General features: G+C 41.4%; 18 protein-coding genes, 3 pseudogenes and 2 riboswitches. Of the genes and pseudogenes, 14 read left to right on the top strand and 7 right to left on the bottom strand.

The window, feature by feature from the left end:
- Positions 1-138 precede the first annotated feature (138 nt).
- The 3 genes and pseudogenes from Q0541_RS17220 to Q0541_RS17210 all read left to right on the top strand — a co-directional run bounded on the left by Q0541_RS17220 (position 139) and on the right by Q0541_RS17210 (position 1046).
- A complete protein-coding gene (locus tag Q0541_RS17220; protein ID WP_298912423.1) occupies positions 139-372 on the top strand; it encodes a Nif11-like leader peptide family natural product precursor in 234 nt (77 codons plus the stop codon).
- A gap of 195 nt (positions 373-567) precedes the next feature.
- Positions 568-852, top strand: a pseudogene (locus Q0541_RS17215) (PAS domain-containing protein); the annotation flags it as partial.
- 71 nt (positions 853-923) lie between these two features.
- Complete coding sequence (locus Q0541_RS17210) at positions 924-1046, top strand: hypothetical protein (RefSeq protein WP_366941892.1); 123 nt, start codon at positions 924-926, stop codon at positions 1044-1046.
- A 244-nt stretch (positions 1047-1290) separates the two neighbouring features.
- Here Q0541_RS17210 and Q0541_RS17205 read toward each other — a convergent pair whose 3' ends face one another.
- Entirely contained in the window at positions 1291-3690 is a 2400-nt protein-coding gene (locus tag Q0541_RS17205; RefSeq protein ID WP_298912421.1) for an FAD-dependent oxidoreductase, read from the bottom strand.
- A 653-nt stretch (positions 3691-4343) separates the two neighbouring features.
- Between Q0541_RS17205 and Q0541_RS17200 the strand changes: the two genes are divergently transcribed.
- Positions 4344-6188, top strand: coding sequence for a tetratricopeptide repeat protein (locus Q0541_RS17200; RefSeq protein ID WP_298912418.1), 1845 nt, complete (start codon positions 4344-4346; stop codon positions 6186-6188).
- Between the two features lie 475 nt (positions 6189-6663).
- Here the strand turns inward: Q0541_RS17200 and Q0541_RS17195 are convergent, their stop codons facing one another.
- On the bottom strand, positions 6664-9195 hold the full coding sequence (locus Q0541_RS17195) for a BsuBI/PstI family type II restriction endonuclease (protein ID WP_298912415.1): 2532 nt from the start codon (positions 9193-9195) through the stop codon (positions 6664-6666).
- 66 nt (positions 9196-9261) lie between these two features.
- Here Q0541_RS17195 and Q0541_RS17190 point away from each other — a divergent pair, with 66 nt between their 5' ends.
- The 4 genes from Q0541_RS17190 (at position 9262) to Q0541_RS17175 (ending at position 12415) form a co-directional block, all read left to right on the top strand.
- On the top strand, positions 9262-9432 hold the full coding sequence (locus Q0541_RS17190) for a hypothetical protein (protein ID WP_298912412.1): 171 nt from the start codon (positions 9262-9264) through the stop codon (positions 9430-9432).
- Between the two features lie 460 nt (positions 9433-9892).
- Complete coding sequence (locus tag Q0541_RS17185) at positions 9893-10675, top strand: class II aldolase/adducin family protein (protein ID WP_298912409.1); 783 nt, start codon at positions 9893-9895, stop codon at positions 10673-10675.
- 199 nt (positions 10676-10874) lie between these two features.
- Positions 10875-11975, top strand: a complete 1101-nt coding sequence (locus tag Q0541_RS17180; protein WP_298912406.1) for an LLM class flavin-dependent oxidoreductase — start codon at positions 10875-10877, stop codon at positions 11973-11975.
- Between the two features lie 5 nt (positions 11976-11980).
- Positions 11981-12415, top strand: a complete 435-nt coding sequence (locus tag Q0541_RS17175; protein WP_298912403.1) for a heme-binding protein — start codon at positions 11981-11983, stop codon at positions 12413-12415.
- 137 nt (positions 12416-12552) lie between these two features.
- Here Q0541_RS17175 and Q0541_RS17170 read toward each other — a convergent pair.
- A pseudogene (locus Q0541_RS17170) lies at positions 12553-12654 on the bottom strand (IS4 family transposase); the annotation flags it as partial.
- A 29-nt stretch (positions 12655-12683) separates the two neighbouring features.
- The gene (locus Q0541_RS17165) at positions 12684-12812 is read right to left on the bottom strand and encodes a hypothetical protein (protein ID WP_298912400.1); all 129 of its coding nucleotides are present in this window, start codon (positions 12810-12812) and stop codon (positions 12684-12686) included.
- A 426-nt stretch (positions 12813-13238) separates the two neighbouring features.
- Between Q0541_RS17165 and Q0541_RS17160 the strand changes: the two genes are divergently transcribed.
- Both Q0541_RS17160 and rnc read left to right on the top strand, forming a co-directional pair.
- Positions 13239-14027: an NYN domain-containing protein gene (locus tag Q0541_RS17160; protein ID WP_298912397.1), complete on the top strand. Its 789-nt coding sequence runs from the start codon at positions 13239-13241 to the stop codon at positions 14025-14027.
- Positions 14028-14166: 139 nt separating this feature from the next.
- Entirely contained in the window at positions 14167-14853 is a 687-nt protein-coding gene (gene rnc, locus Q0541_RS17155; RefSeq protein ID WP_273763274.1) for a ribonuclease III, read from the top strand.
- A 58-nt stretch (positions 14854-14911) separates the two neighbouring features.
- On the opposite strand, the gene Q0541_RS17150 is transcribed toward rnc, so the two are convergent.
- On the bottom strand, positions 14912-16102 hold the full coding sequence (locus Q0541_RS17150; RefSeq protein ID WP_298912392.1) for a sensor histidine kinase: 1191 nt from the start codon (positions 16100-16102) through the stop codon (positions 14912-14914).
- A gap of 413 nt (positions 16103-16515) precedes the next feature.
- Positions 16516-16730, top strand: a riboswitch (cyclic di-AMP (ydaO/yuaA leader).
- Between the two features lie 97 nt (positions 16731-16827).
- On the opposite strand from Q0541_RS17150, the gene ntrB reads away from it, so the two are divergent.
- From ntrB to Q0541_RS17130, 4 genes are all read left to right on the top strand, one after another.
- Positions 16828-17679 (top strand): nitrate ABC transporter permease, encoded by an 852-nt coding sequence (gene ntrB / locus Q0541_RS17145; protein WP_298912389.1) that lies wholly within the window; start codon positions 16828-16830, stop codon positions 17677-17679.
- Between the two features lie 99 nt (positions 17680-17778).
- Positions 17779-19221, top strand: coding sequence for an ABC transporter substrate-binding protein (locus tag Q0541_RS17140; protein WP_298912386.1), 1443 nt, complete (start codon positions 17779-17781; stop codon positions 19219-19221).
- A 53-nt stretch (positions 19222-19274) separates the two neighbouring features.
- The gene (locus Q0541_RS17135) at positions 19275-20111 is read left to right on the top strand and encodes a nitrate ABC transporter ATP-binding protein (protein WP_298912451.1); all 837 of its coding nucleotides are present in this window, start codon (positions 19275-19277) and stop codon (positions 20109-20111) included.
- A 17-nt stretch (positions 20112-20128) separates the two neighbouring features.
- A riboswitch (cyclic di-AMP (ydaO/yuaA leader) is annotated at positions 20129-20261 on the top strand.
- 202 nt (positions 20262-20463) lie between these two features.
- A complete protein-coding gene (locus tag Q0541_RS17130; protein WP_298912448.1) occupies positions 20464-21084 on the top strand; it encodes a universal stress protein in 621 nt (206 codons plus the stop codon).
- Positions 21085-21384: 300 nt separating this feature from the next.
- On the opposite strand, the gene Q0541_RS17125 is transcribed toward Q0541_RS17130, so the two are convergent.
- The gene (locus tag Q0541_RS17125; RefSeq protein ID WP_298912384.1) at positions 21385-21597 is read right to left on the bottom strand and encodes a high light inducible protein; all 213 of its coding nucleotides are present in this window, start codon (positions 21595-21597) and stop codon (positions 21385-21387) included.
- Positions 21598-21642: 45 nt separating this feature from the next.
- Positions 21643-21793: pseudogene (locus tag Q0541_RS34495) on the bottom strand (high light inducible protein); the annotation flags it as partial.

Here is a 21793-nt window from a genome sequence, read left to right as displayed (position 1 = left end):
GAATCAACACATTTTTATTCTTTGTTTTAAAATTAAACTTACACGCTTAATCTAAAAGTTGTTCACAGAATTTAGTGAATCCACAGGAGTGAAATTACTACATTCAAACCTGATATTTAAAACAGGAGATAGACTATCATGACACAGCAAAATGCTACCCGACTTTTTCAAGCTGTAAAAGAAGATCAAGCATTACAGCAAAGACTCAAAGTAACAGCTGACCCAGAGGCCTTCATCAAGATTGCTCAAGAGCGTGGCTATGATTTCACCGTCGAAGAACTGGAAAGTGAAATCAGCAAATTGTCTGAAGAAGATTTAGCCGCCATTGTCAATCCAGGATGGGGGATTAGACGCCACATTAATCCTAGATAATTCCTGTCTAGGAATCCGAAAGTTTAGGAACAACTGAATTGACAAGTTTTGCTCCTCAAGGGGATATCGTTGCATCATCTCCTTTTGGGGCATTCCTGTTAAACTAAGCAACTATGCTTCCTATTTCCCCACCTATTTAACTCATGAGTTAGGATAACTGTATTTTAACAATACCCTGGACAGAATTAAGCGGCGATCGCAGAGGCTAATGATGCTTTTTTAAGAATGGTAGGTTATTCGCCAGAGGATTTACAAGCAGGGCAAGTGCGATGGCGCGACATGATAGCACCAGAATATATTGAAGCAAGCAACAGTGCGATCGCAGAACTTAAAACCAAAGGTGTATGTCAGGCTTTTGAGAAGAAATACATCCGCAAAGATGATAGCCGCGTTCCCATCCTGTTAGGTTCTGCCTTGTTAGAAAATAATCCAAACGATATTATTAGTTTTGTACTTGATTTAAGCGAACGTAAACAAGTAGAGCTTGCCCTTTGCAAAAGTGAAGAACGCTACCGCACTTTTTTAGAGCAAAGTTCAGAACAGGAGCGGGAATTGCTGCCGAATTCCTGCCCCATGTATTTGAACGCTTCCGTCAAGCTGACAGTTCCAGCACGCGATCGCATGGTGGACTAGGATTAGGGTTAGCGATCGCTGTCCGCAGTCCTCTGAGATAGTGAACTGCCTTAACTGATTTTGGTGCAATAATAAGTCACTCTCTCAATGCCTACTTGATATATAGGACTGATATTTGATTTTTGAAATATACGTAGGGTGCGTTATGCCAAAGGCTAACGCACCACCTCTGATTTTAGGTGCCGTACTCAAGGACGATAACACACCCTACATATACTACATATACTTAGATTTTTTTACAAATCAAATTGGATTGCTATAGCTTCAGCCTGCTAGAAAAAATCCTTACTTAGTATTGTAGAAATTGGTAGAATTGGCTACCTCATAATCCCCTTGAAGGGTTGAATAGTCATGATTGCTCAAAAGAATTGCAATGGCAACATCCCTCGTACTTTGTGATCCTTTCAGTCTCTGTTCCAAATAAATCTGCCAAGTAATTTCCACATCACTTTCGAGAATTGGCTTCTCAATTGCTGTAACAACGCCGTCCTGCTTGGGATGAATCGAGGAAGCGCTGTACTTCCACTCATTCCTATCCTTGAGAATGATGTCAGGAGAATCACCAATCTGTAATTGGAGATGTAACTCGTTTAGACGTACCCCCTGATATATGTCAAACATTCTCGATACAAGCCCTCCAGGAGTGCGTGCAGCTACTTCCATCAGAATCGGTTCTTCGCTACCTTCTTGGAGGAATAAATCAATATTGAGTACACCATTTTTGGGGTAACCGTGTTCTAAACTTTGTAACGTATCACTTGAAAATTGCCAAAGTTTATGAAATTCTGGATCTTCTTCTCTAACAATAATATTGCCGATTTGATGACCATAAATGAACTCATCATTAGGTCGATACTGTTTGCAAGCAGCAAAATAACAAGGTTGACCGTTTTTGATGACAACACTTGTATTGTATAGTTGACCTGTAATGAATTCATTGAATTCAAATTCTTCATCTGAATCTACATTGCTGTCACACCAGGCTTTCAATTCATCAACAGTATGAATTCTTCTGGTTTTTTCACTTCCGGCTCCAGTAACTGGTTTGATAAAGATGTGATTACCTAGTTCTTCTAGAACAAACTTTAAGTATGAAACTGGCTCTTTACGGTATTGGTCTTGAGCAAAAATTAGATACTTTGGCACCCGAATCAGGGAATTTTTGAGGGTAGATTTGAAGTAACTCTTATCGGTAAACTGGCGGATCATCGTTGGGCGATCGCCTGTCAGATTTAGAGCTTCACGCAACTGTGCAGCTAACAGTACTGAATACTCATCATTGGTAACAATCCGACAGTTGTCATCCAAAAGTTTATACTCAGTTTTAATCTGTTGATAGGTTTGGAGCAGATTTTGGAAATTATAAGGTTCTACAATCCGCACAAGATCCAAGTGTTGATACTGGGAGGGTATAACCTTACTGAGTCCTTCCCTACTACAGAGTAAAACTAGATTTCTATTATCTGATCGGATATGGCTAAAATCAGTTTTGCTCTTAAGCATATCATGGAGCACAAAGACAGTCTGCTTATTGCTATCTATCTTACTACTGTTCAAGGCAACTGGATTTGCCTCCTCGCGAAGCATTTCTTGTACCAACTGGACAATTTCTTGTGAACATCCCCATGACAGAGTTACTCCAGACCCTCCATGTCCATAATTATAAAATACGTGGGTGTTTAAAACCCTTTCCACACAAACATTTTCCTCTGTTAATGGTCGTAAACCAGCCCTAACAGGCTCTTTTTCATCTAGTGGGAGTTCTCTTAATTCCTGGAGAAACTCCAAACAGCCATCATACATTTGTCGGATAATTGGAACCTCAAGAGATAGGTCTGTATCCCATTGGTCTTGCTGTGTTAATCCTCCCAAGACCACCAAATCATCCCCTCTAGGAACTATGTAAACGATGTCTTGCTCATTTAGAGAAGATTCTTCGTGGGAAATACAATGAGCGTCTGTTACAACTCCACCGAGATTCTTAACCCTGACAAGTGCGCCCCTCAAGGGATACATGGAAGTATCCCCTGTAGTTGCTATCGAACCTAGCCCAGCACAGTTAACAATTGCCTTTGCATTAAAACGACGAAGTAATTCCTGTTCATTTTGAACCACATTGACAGTAATTTTTTCCTGGATGATCTCACATCCAATATCCTTTACCTGTTGAAGTAACCACTTCATGTAGACATCCGTGTTTGTCGTCGGAGCCATGTGTTTATAAGCATCTTTTATACCTCCTTTAAAACTCAAATCAATCGTTTCTTTGACAATCTGTAAGCCTCTTTCAAATCCATCAACCTTATCCTTCAACTCATTCATTTTACGAAGTTCAGTAGGTCGATTTTCCAAAACATCCTTGAAATAGAAATACGCATCCTTCAAATAAAGTCCTGTTTCTTCTGAACCAAACTCTGCGTGTATTTTCTTGAATTTATTATAGGTAGTCATACACCAGTCTTTAGAGCGTTCCAGGGATCTGGGAGCACCATGACTACCACAGACTGCCGGTGGCCATTCCCACAATGCACCTGCCACAATAGAGGTTAAATCTGAGGCAAAACGATCTGTAACAATCACAACTCTAAAACCTACCTCTCTCAGACATATCGCGGTTGTTAGACCACTTACTCCCGCCCCAATTACTAAAATGTTTACATCATTGTCCGGCAATAGGTTACTCATTAAAGATTCTCTCGATTTTTTGCAGTACAAAATAAATGCATTAACTTGCCCATTAATGATATTAATTTGGCTGCTTTGGGGGTTGGCGTAGGGTTAAGAACTTCTGAGGATTTAGCATTTGTTACAAACATTACTTATAGAATATTTTAAAAGTATCTTTATTTACAAAAAAACATAAGCTATCATATTATCACCCCATTTTACTCATGCTTAATAGGGTTTTAAAGCTACTCCTTGGGGGTTAAATAATTGTTTATTATACTTATTGAGTTTTAAAATTTACTGTTAAAAGTAATAATTAAGATTGGATATATTGTTATTTTTTATAAATAAAGTAATTACGAATAAAAGAGTTAAAATACTTAAAAACTTTCAGTATTTAAAAAAAGTAACTGGAAAAATAAGGGTTTTAGCCAATGTTTTTCAGGCTGGAGATCGCGAGTAATCGCGCTCACAGGAAAGTCCATCCAGAACTGAGGTAAATGAGCAGCAAATCATCAGTTGATTTCGGCGGATTGCGTTTCCTAGTTCAAATGAAAGGCTGATAAAGCTTCTGGAAAACTTTTGAACTACTGAAATTCCCGATTTTCCCCACTCCTGCGCCTCTGTCAAGACTAGAATTAGAATTGACGTGACGTTCTCTAATAGCCAAAGTGTCAGAATCTCTGCCATTGCGCGATCGCTATCTTGCCTTAATCGATGAAATTGTCGAAACCACCCTCAAGGGCAAAATTAGCTCTGTTGATATGGTGTATCAAATGCTGCTTAAAGGAATTACTTCCGGTACAGGGGAAGTCTTTGAGCTAGCTTTGAGCGATCGCCTGAATGCCCTCCAAAGCCAAGTAGATAGTGAAAAAGACGAACTTAAGAAAGGTAAGGCGACTCGGAGTTTGAGAGCCATTAAAACCATTCAAAGTCAATGGCAACGCTGGCAAGAGCAAAACAAAGCCACAGAAGCGATCGCCTCCGCAGTTACAGAAATTACCACATCTGCGGCAGACGAGCGGCTGGCGGTATTTTTACGGGTTACTGACCCCAATCAGAAGTATCCGCTAAATTTGCAACAGCTACAGCAATTGTCAAAAGCATTACAGCAATTTGCTCAGGTAGATTCTGATTTAGAACAATTTTCTGAAGGTATTACCCGTGGTTTAGCTTCTTGGCAGCGATTGCAAGACAACTTGCTCAGTTGGATGTACGAACAAAAAGAATCTCTAGGATTTGGCGGCGTACCGGGAGAACGTGGACCTTGGGCAAGTTGGGCTAAACAACTCAATAGTGAATTACCGCAAGCACTGCTTCGCACCTTGGCTATGGAAGAATCAGCAATTGAGTTTGCCCAGCGACAACGGGGAATCACCCTCAGAGATTGGGTGGAAATGGCATTGATTTTACAGTACTTGCAACGGGGACTAATTAACTGGTTTGACCAACAAGCTTACGATGTTAAAGCCGGGCCAAAGTTGTCCATTTCCACTTTTTTGACCTTTGCAGTGATTTGGAGTCAGTTAGCAAGTGGTTTTGGCAGCATTGGGACCGTGTACGGCGATGCCTGTTCTCAAATTATGCTCCAGATTTTGCGAACCTTTGCCCAACGTCCGTATTTTCCTTTTTACGGCGGGATTTTTGCCTCTTTTACTGGCACTTATTTGCGAGATGCCCTAGATTATTTGGATGAACCCCTGCGACGAGGCGAGGGAACCCAGGAAAAGGCGCGAATTTTGACACTTTTAGGCTATTCTCAGCGTGCTTTGGGACAATATCAGCGCTCACTTGATTTTCATCAGCAGGCGCTGGAGATCGCCAGGAATGCAGGCGATCGCCCCTGTGAAATTGCCAATCTCAACCACCTTAGCCGTACCTACGTGCAACAGCAAAATTATCCTGAGGCAATCAACTACAGTCAACGAGCATTAATACTGAGTCGGCAAGCAGGCGATCGCACAGGAGAAGCCAACGCGCTGGTAAATTTAGGTTACAGCGAAGTCATGCAGGCTCAGGAATTGGAAAACCTAGAACCAGAAACCTATGAAGCCGCAATTAATTATTTGGAACAAGGTTTAAAATTATCAGAAAAATTAGGCGATATTCAAAGTAAAGCCCTATGTGTCAGCAGCTTAGGAATTGCCTATTTAGTAATTGGACAACACCAAACGGCAATTAAATATCTTGAAGATGGCTTTAAAACAGCGCAATTTTCCGGCGATTTGTATCTGCAAGGGCGGAACTTAGCTTATTTGGCAGAAGCTTATTATCATCTACAAAATTCTGAAAAAACTGTTTACACAGGCTGCTTGGGAATGTATCTTTTAGAGCAAATTGCTTCTAGTGAGTGGCATCAACCGGCAGGGTTACTGACAATTTTGCAAGGACAAATAGGGGCAGAAGCTTTCCAAAAGTTCTTACAGCAACATCGTCCTAAAATCATTGCGATTATTGGTGTAGATGGGTATGATCACATTCCGCAATTATTAGAAGAATACAAACAAGATATGTAAACTAGTAATTTGATTCAGGTTTAAGAAATGAGACATTAACTCATTCCCAGTCTCAGACTGGGAATGCCCTTCATTGAGGCTCTGCCTCCCTTACTTGCCGACTCTGCCACCGCAATGAGCAGCATTTCCAGCAGAGGCTTGAAGATAAGGGTTTGAGAAGAGAACCACGAAATGCGTAGGCGTAGCCCGTCGTAGACATCGCTTAACTTTCAACTGACGGGCAATTTATCGATCATGTCCGCAAAATTATTCGATTTTTTTAAGCAGCCTAAATTAGCGCTATAAATCATTACAGTTCAGTTAAGCATTTTTTCTTCTCTTCCTTTGCGTCCTTCTCTAGGAGACGCTACGCGTTGGCGGAAGCCTCTCGCAGAGATGGCTATTCGTTAAAAAAATGACTTTGATAAGAGTTAAGCCTTAAGTGAACCGTATTACGCTATAAATGTTACACAGACACCTGAATTCTGCTGTATATTCAGGAAGTTTGCTTCTTTTCTCTTTGGTAAGCCTGCAATAGATATTCACCATTGAAATGAATTAGGTGAGTTGAATCTTCAGCAACCCAAACATCCGTTTCCCAAGCAATCTCTGCCAGAAATGCCACCATTGCCTTACGACTGAGAAATGTTGTTACCATCACCAGAGGTATTTGGGCACCTCTGAATAAGACTTCAAGTTCCTTCTTCCGTTTAGGATTAATTGGGCCATGTGAGGTTACAGCTTCAATCAGCACCAACCAATTATTTGTTGTGAAGTGAATGATCACATCTGGCATTTTGCCGTGGAAATCGATGTTAACGCCTAAATCTGCCAATGCTGCTTCATCGAAGTGGGCGAACTTTTCATCTGTATCGCCAACATAGATAAGCTTTCCACTAAGAGTAAAACGAGGGGCAAAATCATTAATAATTTTTTCAATCAGAATATTCTGACCACCTGGCGATAAAGTTTTAATTTCCCCTACAATCACTATCGGAATACGGGACATTTCACGTTCTTGAGCATACTGCTTTTTCAGAGTTTCAACCGAAGCAAGGTAGGTGCAAATGCTCTTTTCCCATTCGTCAGTACCGTAGGTTCGTAATAGTTCTAGCGCACTGTTTTCAATTTGATATACAGTTTTGGGACTGTTGATAGGGCGACTTAAATCATCTGGATTAGCAATTATCAAAGCTGCATCCAGAAATTGATGCACTGTCTGGCGACGAACTGTTTCCCGTGTATTGGGCTTATAGCTTTTGCCATAATGTTGAGCCATAAAGTCCATCATCGGCGTAATTCCCATCAAAGGGGAAGTTGCTAATTCCCAAGAGTCTGTCGGTTTTAAATCAAGTAACGCTAAGAGAGTTAAAGCTGACCGTTCGTTAAGCTGTGATCGTGGAAAGCCCAATTGTGTCAATATTTGTAGTGCTTCATCAATTCGAGACTTAGTTGCAATTGGATTATTCTCTGACTGATTCGACATACTCAGTAGCTTATTTTCCATAAGTTCATCAATTTCCCGCAAGGAAGGAAACTGCTCTTTAATCCCCGTCCCTAATGAGAATAGCTGTTCTAAATTAGGGTACTTTAATTTTCGCAAATCCGTTGCATTAACCTGAGTATGCCCATTGAACAACCGAAAAAAAGCATCGACTAGGGTTGAATTGAGATAAACAGCAAGCCCACGAGCCAAGGTAAGGCTAAGTCCACGCCCATCTTTATGAAAGTAATTCAAGTGATTTTCAAAGCCCACATAGGCATAATTAAATTGGTCGGCATTATAAACTACTGCAACAACACGCCTTTTCTCTTCTTTGGATGAGAATCTTTTGCATAAGACATAATGTTCATTTGGTATTAGAAGATTCGCTGTTTCTTCTATATGCACTATCGCTTGAGGCTTTTTGGTGATTTTTGGATACTCTACATATCTATTCGATAAATTCACCGGATAAATTAAAGGAACGGTATTGTTTTCTGAATTTGTCCTTAAGTAATTTTTTGCTCGGAAATCTACTACCCGTCCGGTTGAAACTGTTAGCCCTAAATCTTTCAACGTGCAGGTGAAAAGTACCATTCGCTGAACGATTTGCTGGCTAATCTTATCTGGAATAATATGAATAAACTGCTCTAGATCATCGGGGTGAACTAAGTCCAGGTATGGTACAGAGTGTGACAGGATCAAGTCATCATTAACACCAAAACTGGTATTGATGATGACGCTGCTAGACTTTTGCGTTTGTTTTGTAGCTTGGATGATGATAGTTTCCTGCAAAACATCATCATCACTAAATGCTTCTTGCCGTGACTCAAAAAGATGTACTTGTTGTAAAGCCATCATCTCTAAAAACATCTTGCGAAAGTCACGGAAATAGGGCCCATTGCAAAAACTGCGCGGGGTAATTGCTACAAACTCTCCATTTTGTTTTAGAAGTTGTGCTGTAGCAGCCATAAAACCAGTATAAAGATTGCTAGTTTCCAAACCGATGGAACGCAGCAATTCGCGCACCTTGGAATGAGCATTGATTTTCAAATAAGGCGGGTTGAGAATAGCATGAGTAAATTCTGTTGCGTTTGCACTATTCAATAAACCAACCTGAAGCAACTTGACTGCATCTTGGATAAAATCAGTCTCACGAATTTCGTAATTGAAGGAAATACCCACATGTTGACATTCCCTTTCACATAGCTTTAGAGTCTGATGCAAATATCCAATTAGAAGAGGGTCAATTTCGTATGCTACAACGCGTAAACTTGACGTGTGTTGTCGATGCTGGCATACTTTTGACACAAAAGCGGCTAGTAATGAACCGATTCCTGCTCCAGCATCAAGCAAAGATATTTCAGGCAAATCCAGCCTGTTAAACATTCCAGCCATCAATTCTGCTACTGAAGCGGGAGTCAGAAACTGACCCATCGACCCTTTTTTGTCTTGCCTTAGCTTTAAACTTACTACAGCCCGACAAAGATCCACTTCTGCAAGCAAGTTTCCACTTAATAGTTCTGCGAGGCTGGTAAAGCTCAAACTACTGTTATGACTTGCTACAAACGCTCTACTGCTTGATGGGACGATCACGGTCTGTTTTTTTTATTGCTATCAAGTTTACAACAACTTTACAGCATCCCTATACCTGAAGCAGATCACGTTTGCGATCGCCTTGTGCAAAACCTTAATAGGACTAGTCCTAGTAATAACCTAAAAAACCGTGCCTACCTTACCGCCGTAGGTACTGCAAATTTCAGCGATCGCTCCACAGCTTAACGAATCGCAACAGTCTCCATACAACAGAGATAACATTCCCCTCAAGTATATTTTTCAACAGAACTCCATATTGAGCTTGCTTATTTAAATGAACTGTGATAACTTCATTGTAGTTTAAACAACTGTAAACATATTGACTTACCGTAGTTTGTTTGATAGTATCACTACTCTAGTTAAGAAATTTGTTGTTACTAGGTAGTTTAAAATCTGATATCAAGTAATTAGTAACGTATTTACGGTTATCAGCTAAAAGTTATTTGTAGCGTTGTCCACTGAACATTGATTGAACAATACGTATTTGCAGCGGTAAAAACTGCGATCGCCTATTGAGCCATAACCATAAATCATTTGTTGTCTCGCTAGTTTAATGGTGAAGCGATGTCTATACGACAAACCTTGACGCTCCCACCAGCAGTGAGGCAGCACCGTCTACCTAATTCATCCGTAGGAGTTGAAAATTATGGTGCAAACTTCTCTCGTCCGCCCCAGCAGCAATCCCTTTCAACCACCGACCTTCGTCTCCATTGAATCGGAGCGTCGCCATCGCCAAGAACGCTTGGCAGCAGCCTTTCGGGTATTTGCACGTTTAGGTTTTGCTCAAGGATTGGCAGGACACATCACTGCCCGTGATCCCGAACTTACGGATCACTTTTGGGTCAATCCCTTTGGGATACATTTCAGTCGCATTCGGGTATCAGACCTGATACTAGTGAATAGTGAAGGTCAGGTAGTCCAAGGTGAAGGCAAAGTTAGTCAAGCAGCGTTTGCCATTCACTCTCAAATCCATGAAGCCCGCCCTGATGTCATCGCAGCGGCTCATGCCCATTCCTTCTACGGCAAAACTTGGTCAACTTTGGGTCGGTTGCTCAACCCGATTACCCAAGATTCCTGTGCTTTCTACCAAGATCATGCTCTATTTGATGATTTTACAGGCATTGTATTGGAGACAAGTGAAGGAAAACGCATTGCTCAGGGACTAGGCAAAAACAAAGCTGCGATTTTACGCAACCACGGAATATTGACCGTGGGACACAGTGTGGATGAAGCCGCTTGGTGGTACATCAGGTTAGAGGATACTGCTAAGGCGCAATTGCTAGCAGAAGCCGTAGGAAAACCCATCCTGATTGACCACGACATCGCCTTAAAAATACAACAACGCGGTGGTACTCACCAAGCAGGCTGGGGTGGATTCCAGTATTTGTGGGATGAAATTACCCACGACCAACCAGACTTATTTGATTAGGTATTGGGCATGGGGCACTTGTACTGAGCGAACGCAAGAGCGTCTCTAAGAGTTGCCGTAAAGCCTGCGGCATAGCTACGCTTAGGGCGCAGCCTCTCCAAGAGTTGTATTGGGCATTGGGCATTGGTTATATCTGCTTATCCTCCTTGTCCCCTTGTCCTCTCACCCCCACTCCCCAACATTTTCAGGAGAATTAATTATGCCAGTTGAATTTATTGGATTGATCCGGACAAAACCGGCTTCGGAATTAAATAGTGGAGCAAGTAGTCTGGGCGATGACATCATTGATCCAGCTTATGTTCGTGAATTTGCCAAAGCTCATGAAGAAGGAGGTTTTGACAAAGTATTGATTGGCTATAGTTCTAGTAGCCCTGATGGCTTGACTATTGCTAGTTTCGCAGCTTCAGCAACTGAGCGATTGGGCTTTTTGATTGCTCATCGTCCGGGTTTTGTGGCTCCAACTTTGGCAGCTCGCAAGGCAGCTACCCTTGACCATTTTACCAACGGTCGGATAGCAATACATATTATTACTGGTGGCAGTGATGCTGACCAGCAGAAAGATGGCGACTGGCTGGATCATGACAGCCGCTACCGCCGCACCGATGAATATTTAGAAATCCTTCGTCGCATCTGGACAAGCGACACTCCCTTTGATTACGAAGGTGAATTTTACCGACTCAAGGATGCTTTCTCAGCGATCAAGCCGCTGCAAAAGCCCCACATCCCGCTTTACTTTGGTGGTGCATCTGGCCCAGCCGTACAGGTAGGAGCTAAACACAGTAATGTTTACGCCTTGTGGGGTGAGCCAATTGCCGCAGTTAAAGAACGAATAGCAGAGGTACGTGCTGCCTTACCACCCGGTCGTTCTGTTCGCTTCAGCGTCTCCCTGCGACCTATTCTTGGTGCTACAGAACAACAGGCTTGGGAGAAAGCACATAGCATTTTAGCGCGAATTCAAGACTTGCGAGGAGGGGCGAAAATAGCTACCCCAGCTAGACCCCAGGCGGTAGGGTCACAACGTCTGCTGGATTTTGCAGCCAAAAATGAGGTTTACGATAAGCGTCTATGGACACCGATCGCAGCAGCTACTGGTGCGGCAGGCAACACTACAGCTTTAGTGGGTACACCAGAACAAGTAGCAGAGGCTTTAGTTGATTACTACGATGCGGGTGTGACTACCTTGTTAATCCGGGGCTTTGATCCCCTAGAGGATGCGATCGCTTATGGGCGTGATGTCATTCCTTTAGTACATGCAGAAGTCGCACGGCGAGAACGGCAAACAGTTGGAGTCGGGATTTAATAATCATGGTACAAACATCTGCGTCTACTAGAACTGTTGAATTAATCACAGTTGATACGGCACTAGCAGCTGCTAAAGCTGCTTTAAAAGAAAGCCGCAGTCTCGGAGTTGGCGTATCTATTGCTGTTTACAACTCGTTTTTGACTCTGATTGCCTTTGTGCATGGTGATGGGGCAACTCCCCATAGCATCGAAACCAGCAAACGCAAAGCCCAAACCGCTGCTTCAATCCGCCGCCCCACTGGGACATTCTCAGATAACCTAGCAGTGGCATTACCCTTAGCATCTGGAAATTTGTTAACCAATCTTGGGGGTGGTCTGCCTATCCGTTTTGGTGGCGTGCATGTAGGAGCCATTGGCGTGGGTGGTGGCACCGTTGAGCAGGATATCGCGATCGCTAAAGCAGCTATTGGTGCGATCGGTGCTGACCCGATTGATTAACCATAGAGTCGAATAGACAATCTCCAGAAATTAAATATAGCTTATCCAGAACCCTTGTAGAGACGTAGCAGTGCTACGTCTCTTTTTTCACCAGATGTCTAATTCGATTTTTTTAAAAAATCATGCATACTCGTTCAACTATTATCCAGTGCATAAACTAACCAACACTCAACAATAAGACGGCTATTCAAAACTGGATAATCATTTTTAGGCAAAGGGCTAAGGATATTTTTTACAATCTAGAAAAATTAATTTATAATCATTATCTTTAAAAAGTTAGCCCAAATTTCAAAATATCTTCGGCTATTTTGATAGCAGATTTCTTAACATTCAACACTTCTGCATAGATGATTTTAAAACTTGATAGATATGAGCGATCGCTTTGAAGAATCTTCATGAATAACTTATTGACATCTAGTATAAAGTATGGCAATGTATATTTAACGACAGCAAAATAACCGCACTCTAAAGCGCAGGTTTTTGGTGTTGTCTCAGCAGCAGAATTCCTAGTTTCCTGCCGAGCTTCGTGTCATCCCTTTGGCTGAATATTCAGCCCAATGTCAAGTCAACTGATTGACTAGACTTTCAACGGGAAGACAAGATGTTTGGGTGAATGTTCAGGGGAAAGGATGACGCGAAACTTGCTAGGAAACTAGGAATTCTACGGCTGAGACTTAAACCAAAGGAAAGCGACTGTAAAGAGCTTTATCGCAGGAAAGTAAGTACTTTTTGAGTATAAAATCTTCGGATAAAGTTCTGCTACTGATAGATGTGTGATTTGTTGAAGCTGTTCAGTTTACCAAAGAACACTGGATATATTACAATGCCACACGCTAATCAATCTTCCAAAAAACAAACAAGCCAGAAGCTACCTCTAGTTTCCATTTATTGGGATTATCAAAACGCTAAATTAAGTCCATCTCAGGCTAAATTATTGCTGAATTTAGCCCAATCTAAAGGGCGTGTAAGTAGCATAAATGTCTACTACAATTCACAGCGTGAAAATCAAGCTACTGTAAAGAATGATTTAGGCAATCTTGGTTTTAACTGTGTTAATGTTCCCTGTCCTTTAAAAAATAGTGCAGATAACCAATTAATAGCCGATTGCTTAGAGGAGATTCACAGTAATATGTCTCCAGATAAAATTATGCTCATATCAGGAGATGGAGACTTTGTAAAATTGATTCATAATCTGCAAAAATTAGGAAAACAAGCTATCATCCTTGCTCAAATAGGTAATGTCAAACAAAAGCTTAAAGAATTGGCTGATGAATTTTATTTTTTAGATGATTTACCCCAATTAATTAGTGAGAAAAATCAGCCTCAAATTATTTCTGTTGTGTCCCAAATTAATTACAATGAAGCTATAGAGTATCTAATTGAAGCTATCAACACTGCTTTAAACCAAGGTAAACCTACCGTATTTGGTCACATTGATAAATTGATGCGTCATCTTTGTGCTAAATATCAAGGATGTTCATCTATTTATACATCTGATGGCAAAAAATTTAAGAATTTTAGCCAGTTTATTGATGTTGCTGTAAAGGATGGCAAAGTCCGAAAGCAAAATCAGGAGTTATTTTTAACTGAGTTAGATATACTAACCGCCTAAAATAGCTTTGAAAAACCCAGTTTTTTACTCAACTGGGTTTTGTAAAGACACCGCAAATTGCGGTTTTTTGCTGTCTGAATAAAATCACATTTGTATAATTTCCCAACAGTCAATTTATGCAACAAGATACAAGATAAAAATGCACAAACTTCTGATATTCCATGATGAAAAACTTCTCCGCCGTTCGCTTACCCACCGTTCTTATGTCCATGAAAACCCTGGAGAAGGCGAACATAACGAACGCTTAGAGTTTCTTGGTGATGCTTTGCTGAATTTCTTAAGTGGTGAGTATCTATATAATTGTCACGCAGAAATGGGAGAAGATGAATTAACGCGGCGGCGTTCGGCGCTGGTAGATGAGAAGCAATTGGCAAAGTTCGCCGAGGAAGTCGGTTTAGACTTTAGGATGCGGTTAGGAAAAGGCGCAATTCGAGACGGAGGCTACCAAAATCCTAATTTGCTCAGTAGCACCTTTGAAGCAGTCCTTGGTGCTTACTATTTGGATAAAAATTCAGATATTGATGCAGTTCGCGCAATTATAGAACCGCTATTTGATTCTGTAGATCCTAAGCATATAGTTGTGTCTCGTTCTAATGTAGACTCAAAAAATCGCTTTCAAGAATGGGTGCAACGCAATGTTACCCCAACTCCTCCTAAATATTTCACAGAACACATAGGAGGCCCTTCTCACGCGCCAGAATTCATCGCAAAAGTATTGGTAGATGGAACAATTTACGGAGAAGGTAAAGGACGCAATAAGAAAGATGCAGAGAAAGCTGCTGCTGAGGATGCGCTAGCTAAGTTAAAAAAACAAGGTTTATTGTAAAAATGTTTTTTGATTTCACGCAGAGGTGCAGAGAAAAATTTTACGTCTTGGCGCGAAATCAACTCTCTATTTCTAAAGGCAAAATTACCGTAAAGGTAGAACCAACTCCTACTTCAGATACTAGGTTAATTGTACCTTGTAGTAGTTTCACCAAGCGGGAAACGATCGCTAATCCCAATCCTGTACTATCAGGGAGATAGGGACGATCGCTAAAACTGACGCGAAAGTAGGGTTCAAATATCTGGGCTTGGTTTTCGGGTGCAATGCCAATTCCAGTGTCACAAACTGCGATCGCCCATCTCTGGTTCTCCAACACCTGACACATTATAATAACAGTCCCCAACTCTGTATAGCGAATCGCATTACTGATAAGATTTGTAGCAATTTGTTGGAATTGAAAAGAATCTGTGATTAATTCTTTGGGAACGCGATCGCAATCTACTACGATTTTTAAATTTTTCCCAGCAGCTAAAGGTTCCAACATTTCACACACATTATTGATTAATTCACGCACATCGGTGGATGCTAGGTGGAGTTTTATCTGTCCTGCATCATACCGCGAAAGTTCTAATACATCATTGATCAGGTGGAGTAATTGTCTACCATTGCGTAGTACCCGCTCAATATGTTCTAAATTGGCAGAGGTGTCCTTCACCTGTGTCTTTCGTCGTTGTTGGCGTAAAAATAGATCGGAGTAACCAATAATGGAAGTTAGAGGATGTTTCAATTCGTGGGCTAGTTGCGAAAGATACTCTTGATTGGCACTAATTAAGCGTGTGAGTTCCTGATTATGGAGTCTTAGTGATGACTGCAACTGCTGTAATTCTCGCAACCGCTCCTCAACATAACTTTTGAAACACCGAGCGATCGCTTCGTCTATAATAGCGTCAATCAAACGCATAGAACGAATTATCTCTACAGGTGTTCCGTTTAATAAATCTGGTTGTATAGCATCAAATATTACTGTTCGCAGCAAATGATATTCTCTAGCAATTTCTGCTGGATCAAAACCTTGTTCCGCTCGAATAGCCCCATGCTGAAAACTAGCAGTAACTATTGACTTAATATCATTAGCCTGATGTTTTGAAAGCACCGTTACCATTGCTTTCAAAACATCAGGGATATGATCCTTTACCGCTGTATAAGATAGGTCATCAGCACTTTCAATCCGTCTATCCTTGCGAACTGCTGCAATCCATTTATCTATGATGGTGTCCGTTTTTTCAGCCAGTACTTGACTAAAATCCATTTTGTTAAATTCAGCTAAGAGATAGATGAGTAAACTTCCATATGCAATTAGTTTAGCTAGTTCAGTGGTCTTAACCCAAATTAAGCAATTTAGTTCACCTACCAAAAGGAATAGATTTTTTTTACTAAATTAACCATTTGTATATAAAACTTGTAAAAAATATAATATTTATTAACAAATGTTAAACAAGCAGGTAACCAACTTTGATGCCTGACTCGACTATTGTTGTTTAGCTGTCTGTGCAATGAGTTTACTCACAACGCAGCTAAAATTCTAAAAAATTATAAATTTTATTAATTACCGAAAAGCAAAGGTAAGCACTTGATTTAGGTATTGAAATAAACAACACTTATCATAGTACAGTTGGCTTTTACTGAGCATTGATGTTATATTGTTGATAACTAGTATCTATTAGAGTAAGTCAGCCTAATCCAGCGTGTGACAGTGCATAACGCTGGAGCGGAGGAACCAAATTGTGGGGCGTATCTTAGAGAAAGTGAAAAGTTGAGAGTGAGGAGTTAGAAGTTATTAATATTTAACTCATAACTCATACTCATAACTTTCTTCAGAAGGGCATCTCTCAGCCCTAGCCCGTCAGCTAACTTCGTAGGCATTGAGAGGAGACTGAAGAGACGGCATATTTATAATGTTCCGATCTCATCGGTGTCCAAGGCTGGTACTGCTCGGATTTTTTGTACCTGCACTTAAATCTGTTGAGGTCGTAAATGATATTTCAACTAAATTTGGCTGTGATCGCTGCGATCGCTGGGCAAGCTGCTTGGAAAAAGGCAAAACCTGTCATTTTTAAAGATGTCTTCTTTCTACCTGTGTTGGGCTTCTTGGGAATAATTGTGTTGTGGTGGATTGTTGCACTTGCCAACCATGAATTGATGCCCACCCCACCAGAAGCGCTAGTTGCTAATCTAGACTACATCTTAAATCCCTTCTATCAAAGAGGCCCTGGTAACTTGGGAATTGGTTGGTTGTTGATCGCAAGTCTGCGCCGGGTATTACTGGGCTTTTTATTAGGTGCAGTAGTAGCGATTCCTCTGGGGTTTCTAATTGGCATGTCCAGATCGGCAATGCTAGCGCTCAATCCGATCATTCAAATTTTTAAACCCGTATCGCCCTTAGCTTGGCTGCCCATCGCCTTAGCTATTTTCAATTTAGCAGATCCTTCCGCAATTTTTGTCATTTTTATTACTTCCTTATGGCCGACAATTATTAATACCGCCTTAGGAGTTTCTAGCGTTCCTAAAGATTATTTAGATGTGGCACGAGTGCTGGAAATGCCCCGTTGGCGACGGATTACAAAAATCATTTGGCCTGCAAGTTTGCCGTATATTTTTACAGGTTTACGAATTAGTTTAGGGATAGCTTGGCTAGTAATCGTCGCCGTGGAAATGCTTACAGGCGGTATTGGGGTCGGCTTTTTTGTCTGGGATGAATGGAGTCGCTTGAACCTGAGTTCAGTCTTTTTAGCTGTGTTGATAATTGGCTTAACTGGGTTAATCCTAGATTACGCCGTAGGCAAAATCCAAGAATTAGTAACTCGCCGCCCTACAGCTTCTAACTGATTAAATTTTTTCGGTTCAAGATGCTAAGACGCTGTTTAACTTTGCGCCTTGGCGTTAGCCTACCCTACAACCAAATTAATCACCAATGGAGCTACAAGAATGGGTGATAATAACTGGACTCGACGAGACTTTATCAAAGGAATAGGAGCAACCACAACGGGAATAACGCTGTCCTCCTGTGGAATTTCAGGAGATAGATCCGCCAAAGGACTAACTGAAGAAGCCTTAGCTGTTCAACCAGTAGTTAGATCCCAAGACTTAGAAAAATCTGAGATCACGGTTGGTTATGTTCCCGTTAATGATTGTGCGCCATTTGCGATCGCCTGGAAAAAAGGTTTCTTCCGCAAATATGGTTTGAACGTCACACTCAACCGCGAAGCCAGTTGGGCCACCTCCCGTGACGGTTTAATTTTTGGTCGCCTGGATGCTTCACCCGTAGTATCTGGTGCCGTCACCAACGCCAGAATTGGTGCCGAAGGCGCACGCCATGCGCCCTTGTGTGCAGCTATGACCATTCACCGCCACGGTAACGCCATGACCATGAACAAAGCCATGTGGGATTTTGGGCTGCGTCCGTGGTACGAGTATCAAGAAAAATATGGTGATGGTGCTTTAGAAGCCTTTGGGCGCGATTTCCGAGGCTACTTTGACCAGCAGCCGCCAGAACGCAAAGTTTGGGCAGTTGTTCTAAGTTCTGCCATTTACGAATACTTTGTCCGCTACATATCTGCCGCCGCTGGTGTTGATCCGCTTAAAGAGTTTCGCGTCATCATCGTTCCCCCGCCCCAAATGGTGACAAATGTGCGGATTGGTGCAATGCAAGCTTACATGGTTGCAGAACCCTGGAACACAAGGGCAATAACAGGTAATGAAAACATCGGCTTTACCTTCGCACAAGGTAAAGAAGTCTGGTTGGGACATCCAGATAGACTATTGGGGGTGATGGAATCTTTCATCAACAAATATCCCAAAACCTATCGTTCACTAGTCAAGGCGATGATTGAAGCTTGCCAATATTGCAGCAAAGTCGAAAATCGCCAAGAAGTAGCTGAACTGATAACAGACCGTTCCTTTACAGGTGCTAGACCTAAAAAGAAAGATGCCCCAATCGCGAAGTTTACTAGTCCCGGAATTCTCGGCAACTACAACTATGGCGGCTTTGATGGCAAAGACCGCACCATCAAAGCCGCTGACACCACGATTTTCTTCGATATTCCTGACAACCTTCCCAAACAGCCAGGAGAACACTCCACATTTTTGTGGAGATCAAGAAGTATCTGGTTGATGACACAAGCAGCGCGGTGGGGACAAATTAAGAAATTCCCCAAAAATGCTGAAAAACTAGCTGCACAAGGTTGGAGAACAGATTTATATCGCGAGATAGCATCTGAAATGGGCATCAAATGTCCCAAGGATGATTACAAGGTCGAACCACCAGAGGTATTTATAGATAAGAAAGGCTTCGACCCCAGTGATCCTGTGGGCTATCTGAATAGTTTTGCCATCAGGGCTAATGCTCCCACTAACTTTTTCATGTCTTAAATTCCAAGTTCAAATATTGACTGATGACTAAATTATTTCCGGAGCATTTGATGATGGAATATACCTCATTACCTATTAATACCCAGAGCGAAGTTCTGTCCCGCCCTGGATTTTTAGAAATTGAAAATTTAGTCAAGTCTTATCCGACACCTGATAAAGATAACTTTGTCGTTTTAGATGGGGTTAATCTGACGATTGGTGAAGATGAATATATTTCTGTAATTGGTCACTCAGGTTGTGGAAAATCAACTCTACTAAAGATAGTAGCTGGGTTAGAAAAAGCCACTTCCGGCTCAGTCAGGCTAGATGGACAAGAAATTCGTCAGCCAGGAGCCGAAAGGATGGTGGTATTTCAGAACTATTCGCTGTTACCTTGGTTAACAGTGCGAGAAAATATCCGTTTAGCCGTGGATGAAGTGTTAAAAAATGCTAATCGGGCTGAAAAAATTAGCATTGTAAATCAACACTTGGCAATGGTAAACTTGACGGCGGCGGCTGACAAATATCCTGATGAAATTTCTGGAGGGATGAAACAACGAGTAGGTATTGCCAGAGCTTTAGCAATTCGTCCCAAAATGTTGCTGATGGATGAACCTTTTGGGGCACTAGATGCATTAACTCGTGGCAAATTGGAGCGGCAAGTATTAGATATTTGGGAAAATAATCGGCAAGCAGTGATGATGATTACCCACGATGTAGATGAAGCAATTTATATGTCCGATCGCATCGTATTGATGACCAATGGTCCGGCTGCTAGTATAGGGGAGATATTAGAAGTTCCTTTTGAGCGTCCACGCGATCGCGCCGCCATGCGAAACTCAAAAGAATATTTTGAACTCCGCAACCACGCCTTAAATTTCCTTGATCGATATTTTGCCCAAGACGAGTAAATTAGATTATCATTTTTTTTAGTGGGTAGCCTAATTCAAATTCATGAAAGCTGGATTTGGAACGGAGGAACCAATGTTTGGGGCTAATCTTACGAGAGACACCTTCCAGTCTTAGCCCGTCAGCTAACTCCGTAGGCAATGGAAGGAACCCCCAAGACCTTGGCTGTAATACAGTTATTATTGGGGTTTCCTTGACTAATTTCAGATTTGAGATTTTGGTTATCGTCACTCAATCTAAAATCCAAAATCGTTCGACTGAGCGTAGCCGAAGTCCAAAATCCAAAATTTGTCCCCCTGCTTCTCATTGTTAATTCATTTCATTGGGAGAAGTAAAGCTGTGCAAATCAAGCCAATGTTAGCACGTCTGCAAAGTGCCACAGGTCGAAATGACTTAATTGAACAAATGGTACTATTGCCAGAACCAAAAAAACCTTTTTCTAAAAAACCTCAAATAGAAAAAGCAGTTAACTTAATTGTTGCCTATGACGCATCTCCTAACAGTCATACGGCATTAGATATTGCTTTCTGGATTGCCCATCAAACGCGTTTAGCCACCAATGCACAAGTTACAGTTCAAGCCGTTTATGTGCTAGAAGACAATTCAAAAAGCCAGTATCCAAATATCTTGAGTTTTCCAATACAACAGCCTTCATTAGAGTGTCAAGTTAGTGAAGTATCAAAGTCTGTGACACTGGTATTAACTCAACCCCAATTGCAGACAGTGGTAACTCCCGTGCAACAAGCAGATATAATTCTTTGGCAAGCCCGGAGTCTGGCTGAAGAATGGCAGGGTTCTTTTAAATCTCATTTGCGGTTTGGCTGCATTTCCACAGAACTTAAGAAAGTTGTTGAATCAGAAGCTGCCGATATTCTGTTTCTCGGTTGCCAATCTATTAATCATCCGATGATTGATGCATTAGGTTCTAATTTCCCCTGCGCCGTTTTGGGTATTCCCAGTTGTATTGATGAATAATCGCTGTTTAGAATTTCAGTAATTTTTATCAAATTGTAATCATATATAAGTCATCTATAACTAGGTGACTTTTTTGCTACTATGTAACCAATTAAATTTTGGGAGGAGTCCAACCAAACAGAAAAGCATTACGATCGACGCGGTTGTAAGCTTTAGTAATAGATGGTAAATTGGTATAAGGACGAATATACCAATTCTTTGTGAAACTGCACAAAACAAGCTTAGTGAGACGAACAAGGGGCAAAATCCCCTTGTTTTGGAGCTACCTCAGAGGTAATCGGTATAACTCCTCAGTTATCACTAATGTTGAATGAGGTGTAGCACATCGCGGAGGACGCTATAGCCGGCTAAGTCCCACAGTAAATAGGCAAGAAAGCCAATAGCTGCTAAGCGACCATTCCAAATTTCGGCTTGAGGAGTAAAGCCAAACAGAAAAGCATTGCGATCTACGCCGTTGTATTCTGTTGCAACAGCTGGTAAGTCAGTAGAAGGACGAGTTTCTTTAGTTGCCATTTGTTTCTCCAAAATTTAGTAACTTTTTAGGTGTTTAATTTCTATCTAGTAGCCAATCAAATGTAAAACGTCACGCAGGACGCTATAGCCGGCAAAATCCCAAAGTAAATAGGCAAGAAAGCCAATCAATGCTAAGCGACAGTTCAAGATTTCGGCTTGAGTGTCCAACCAAACAGAAAATAATTTACAAACAAAC

Origin of the sequence: uncultured Nostoc sp. (genome assembly GCF_937863485.1) — a bacterium.
Lineage (GTDB): Bacteria > Cyanobacteriota > Cyanobacteriia > Cyanobacteriales > Nostocaceae > Nostoc.
The sequence above is the reverse complement of the archived record's forward strand: the minus strand, read 5'-3'. Positions and strand labels throughout refer to the sequence as shown.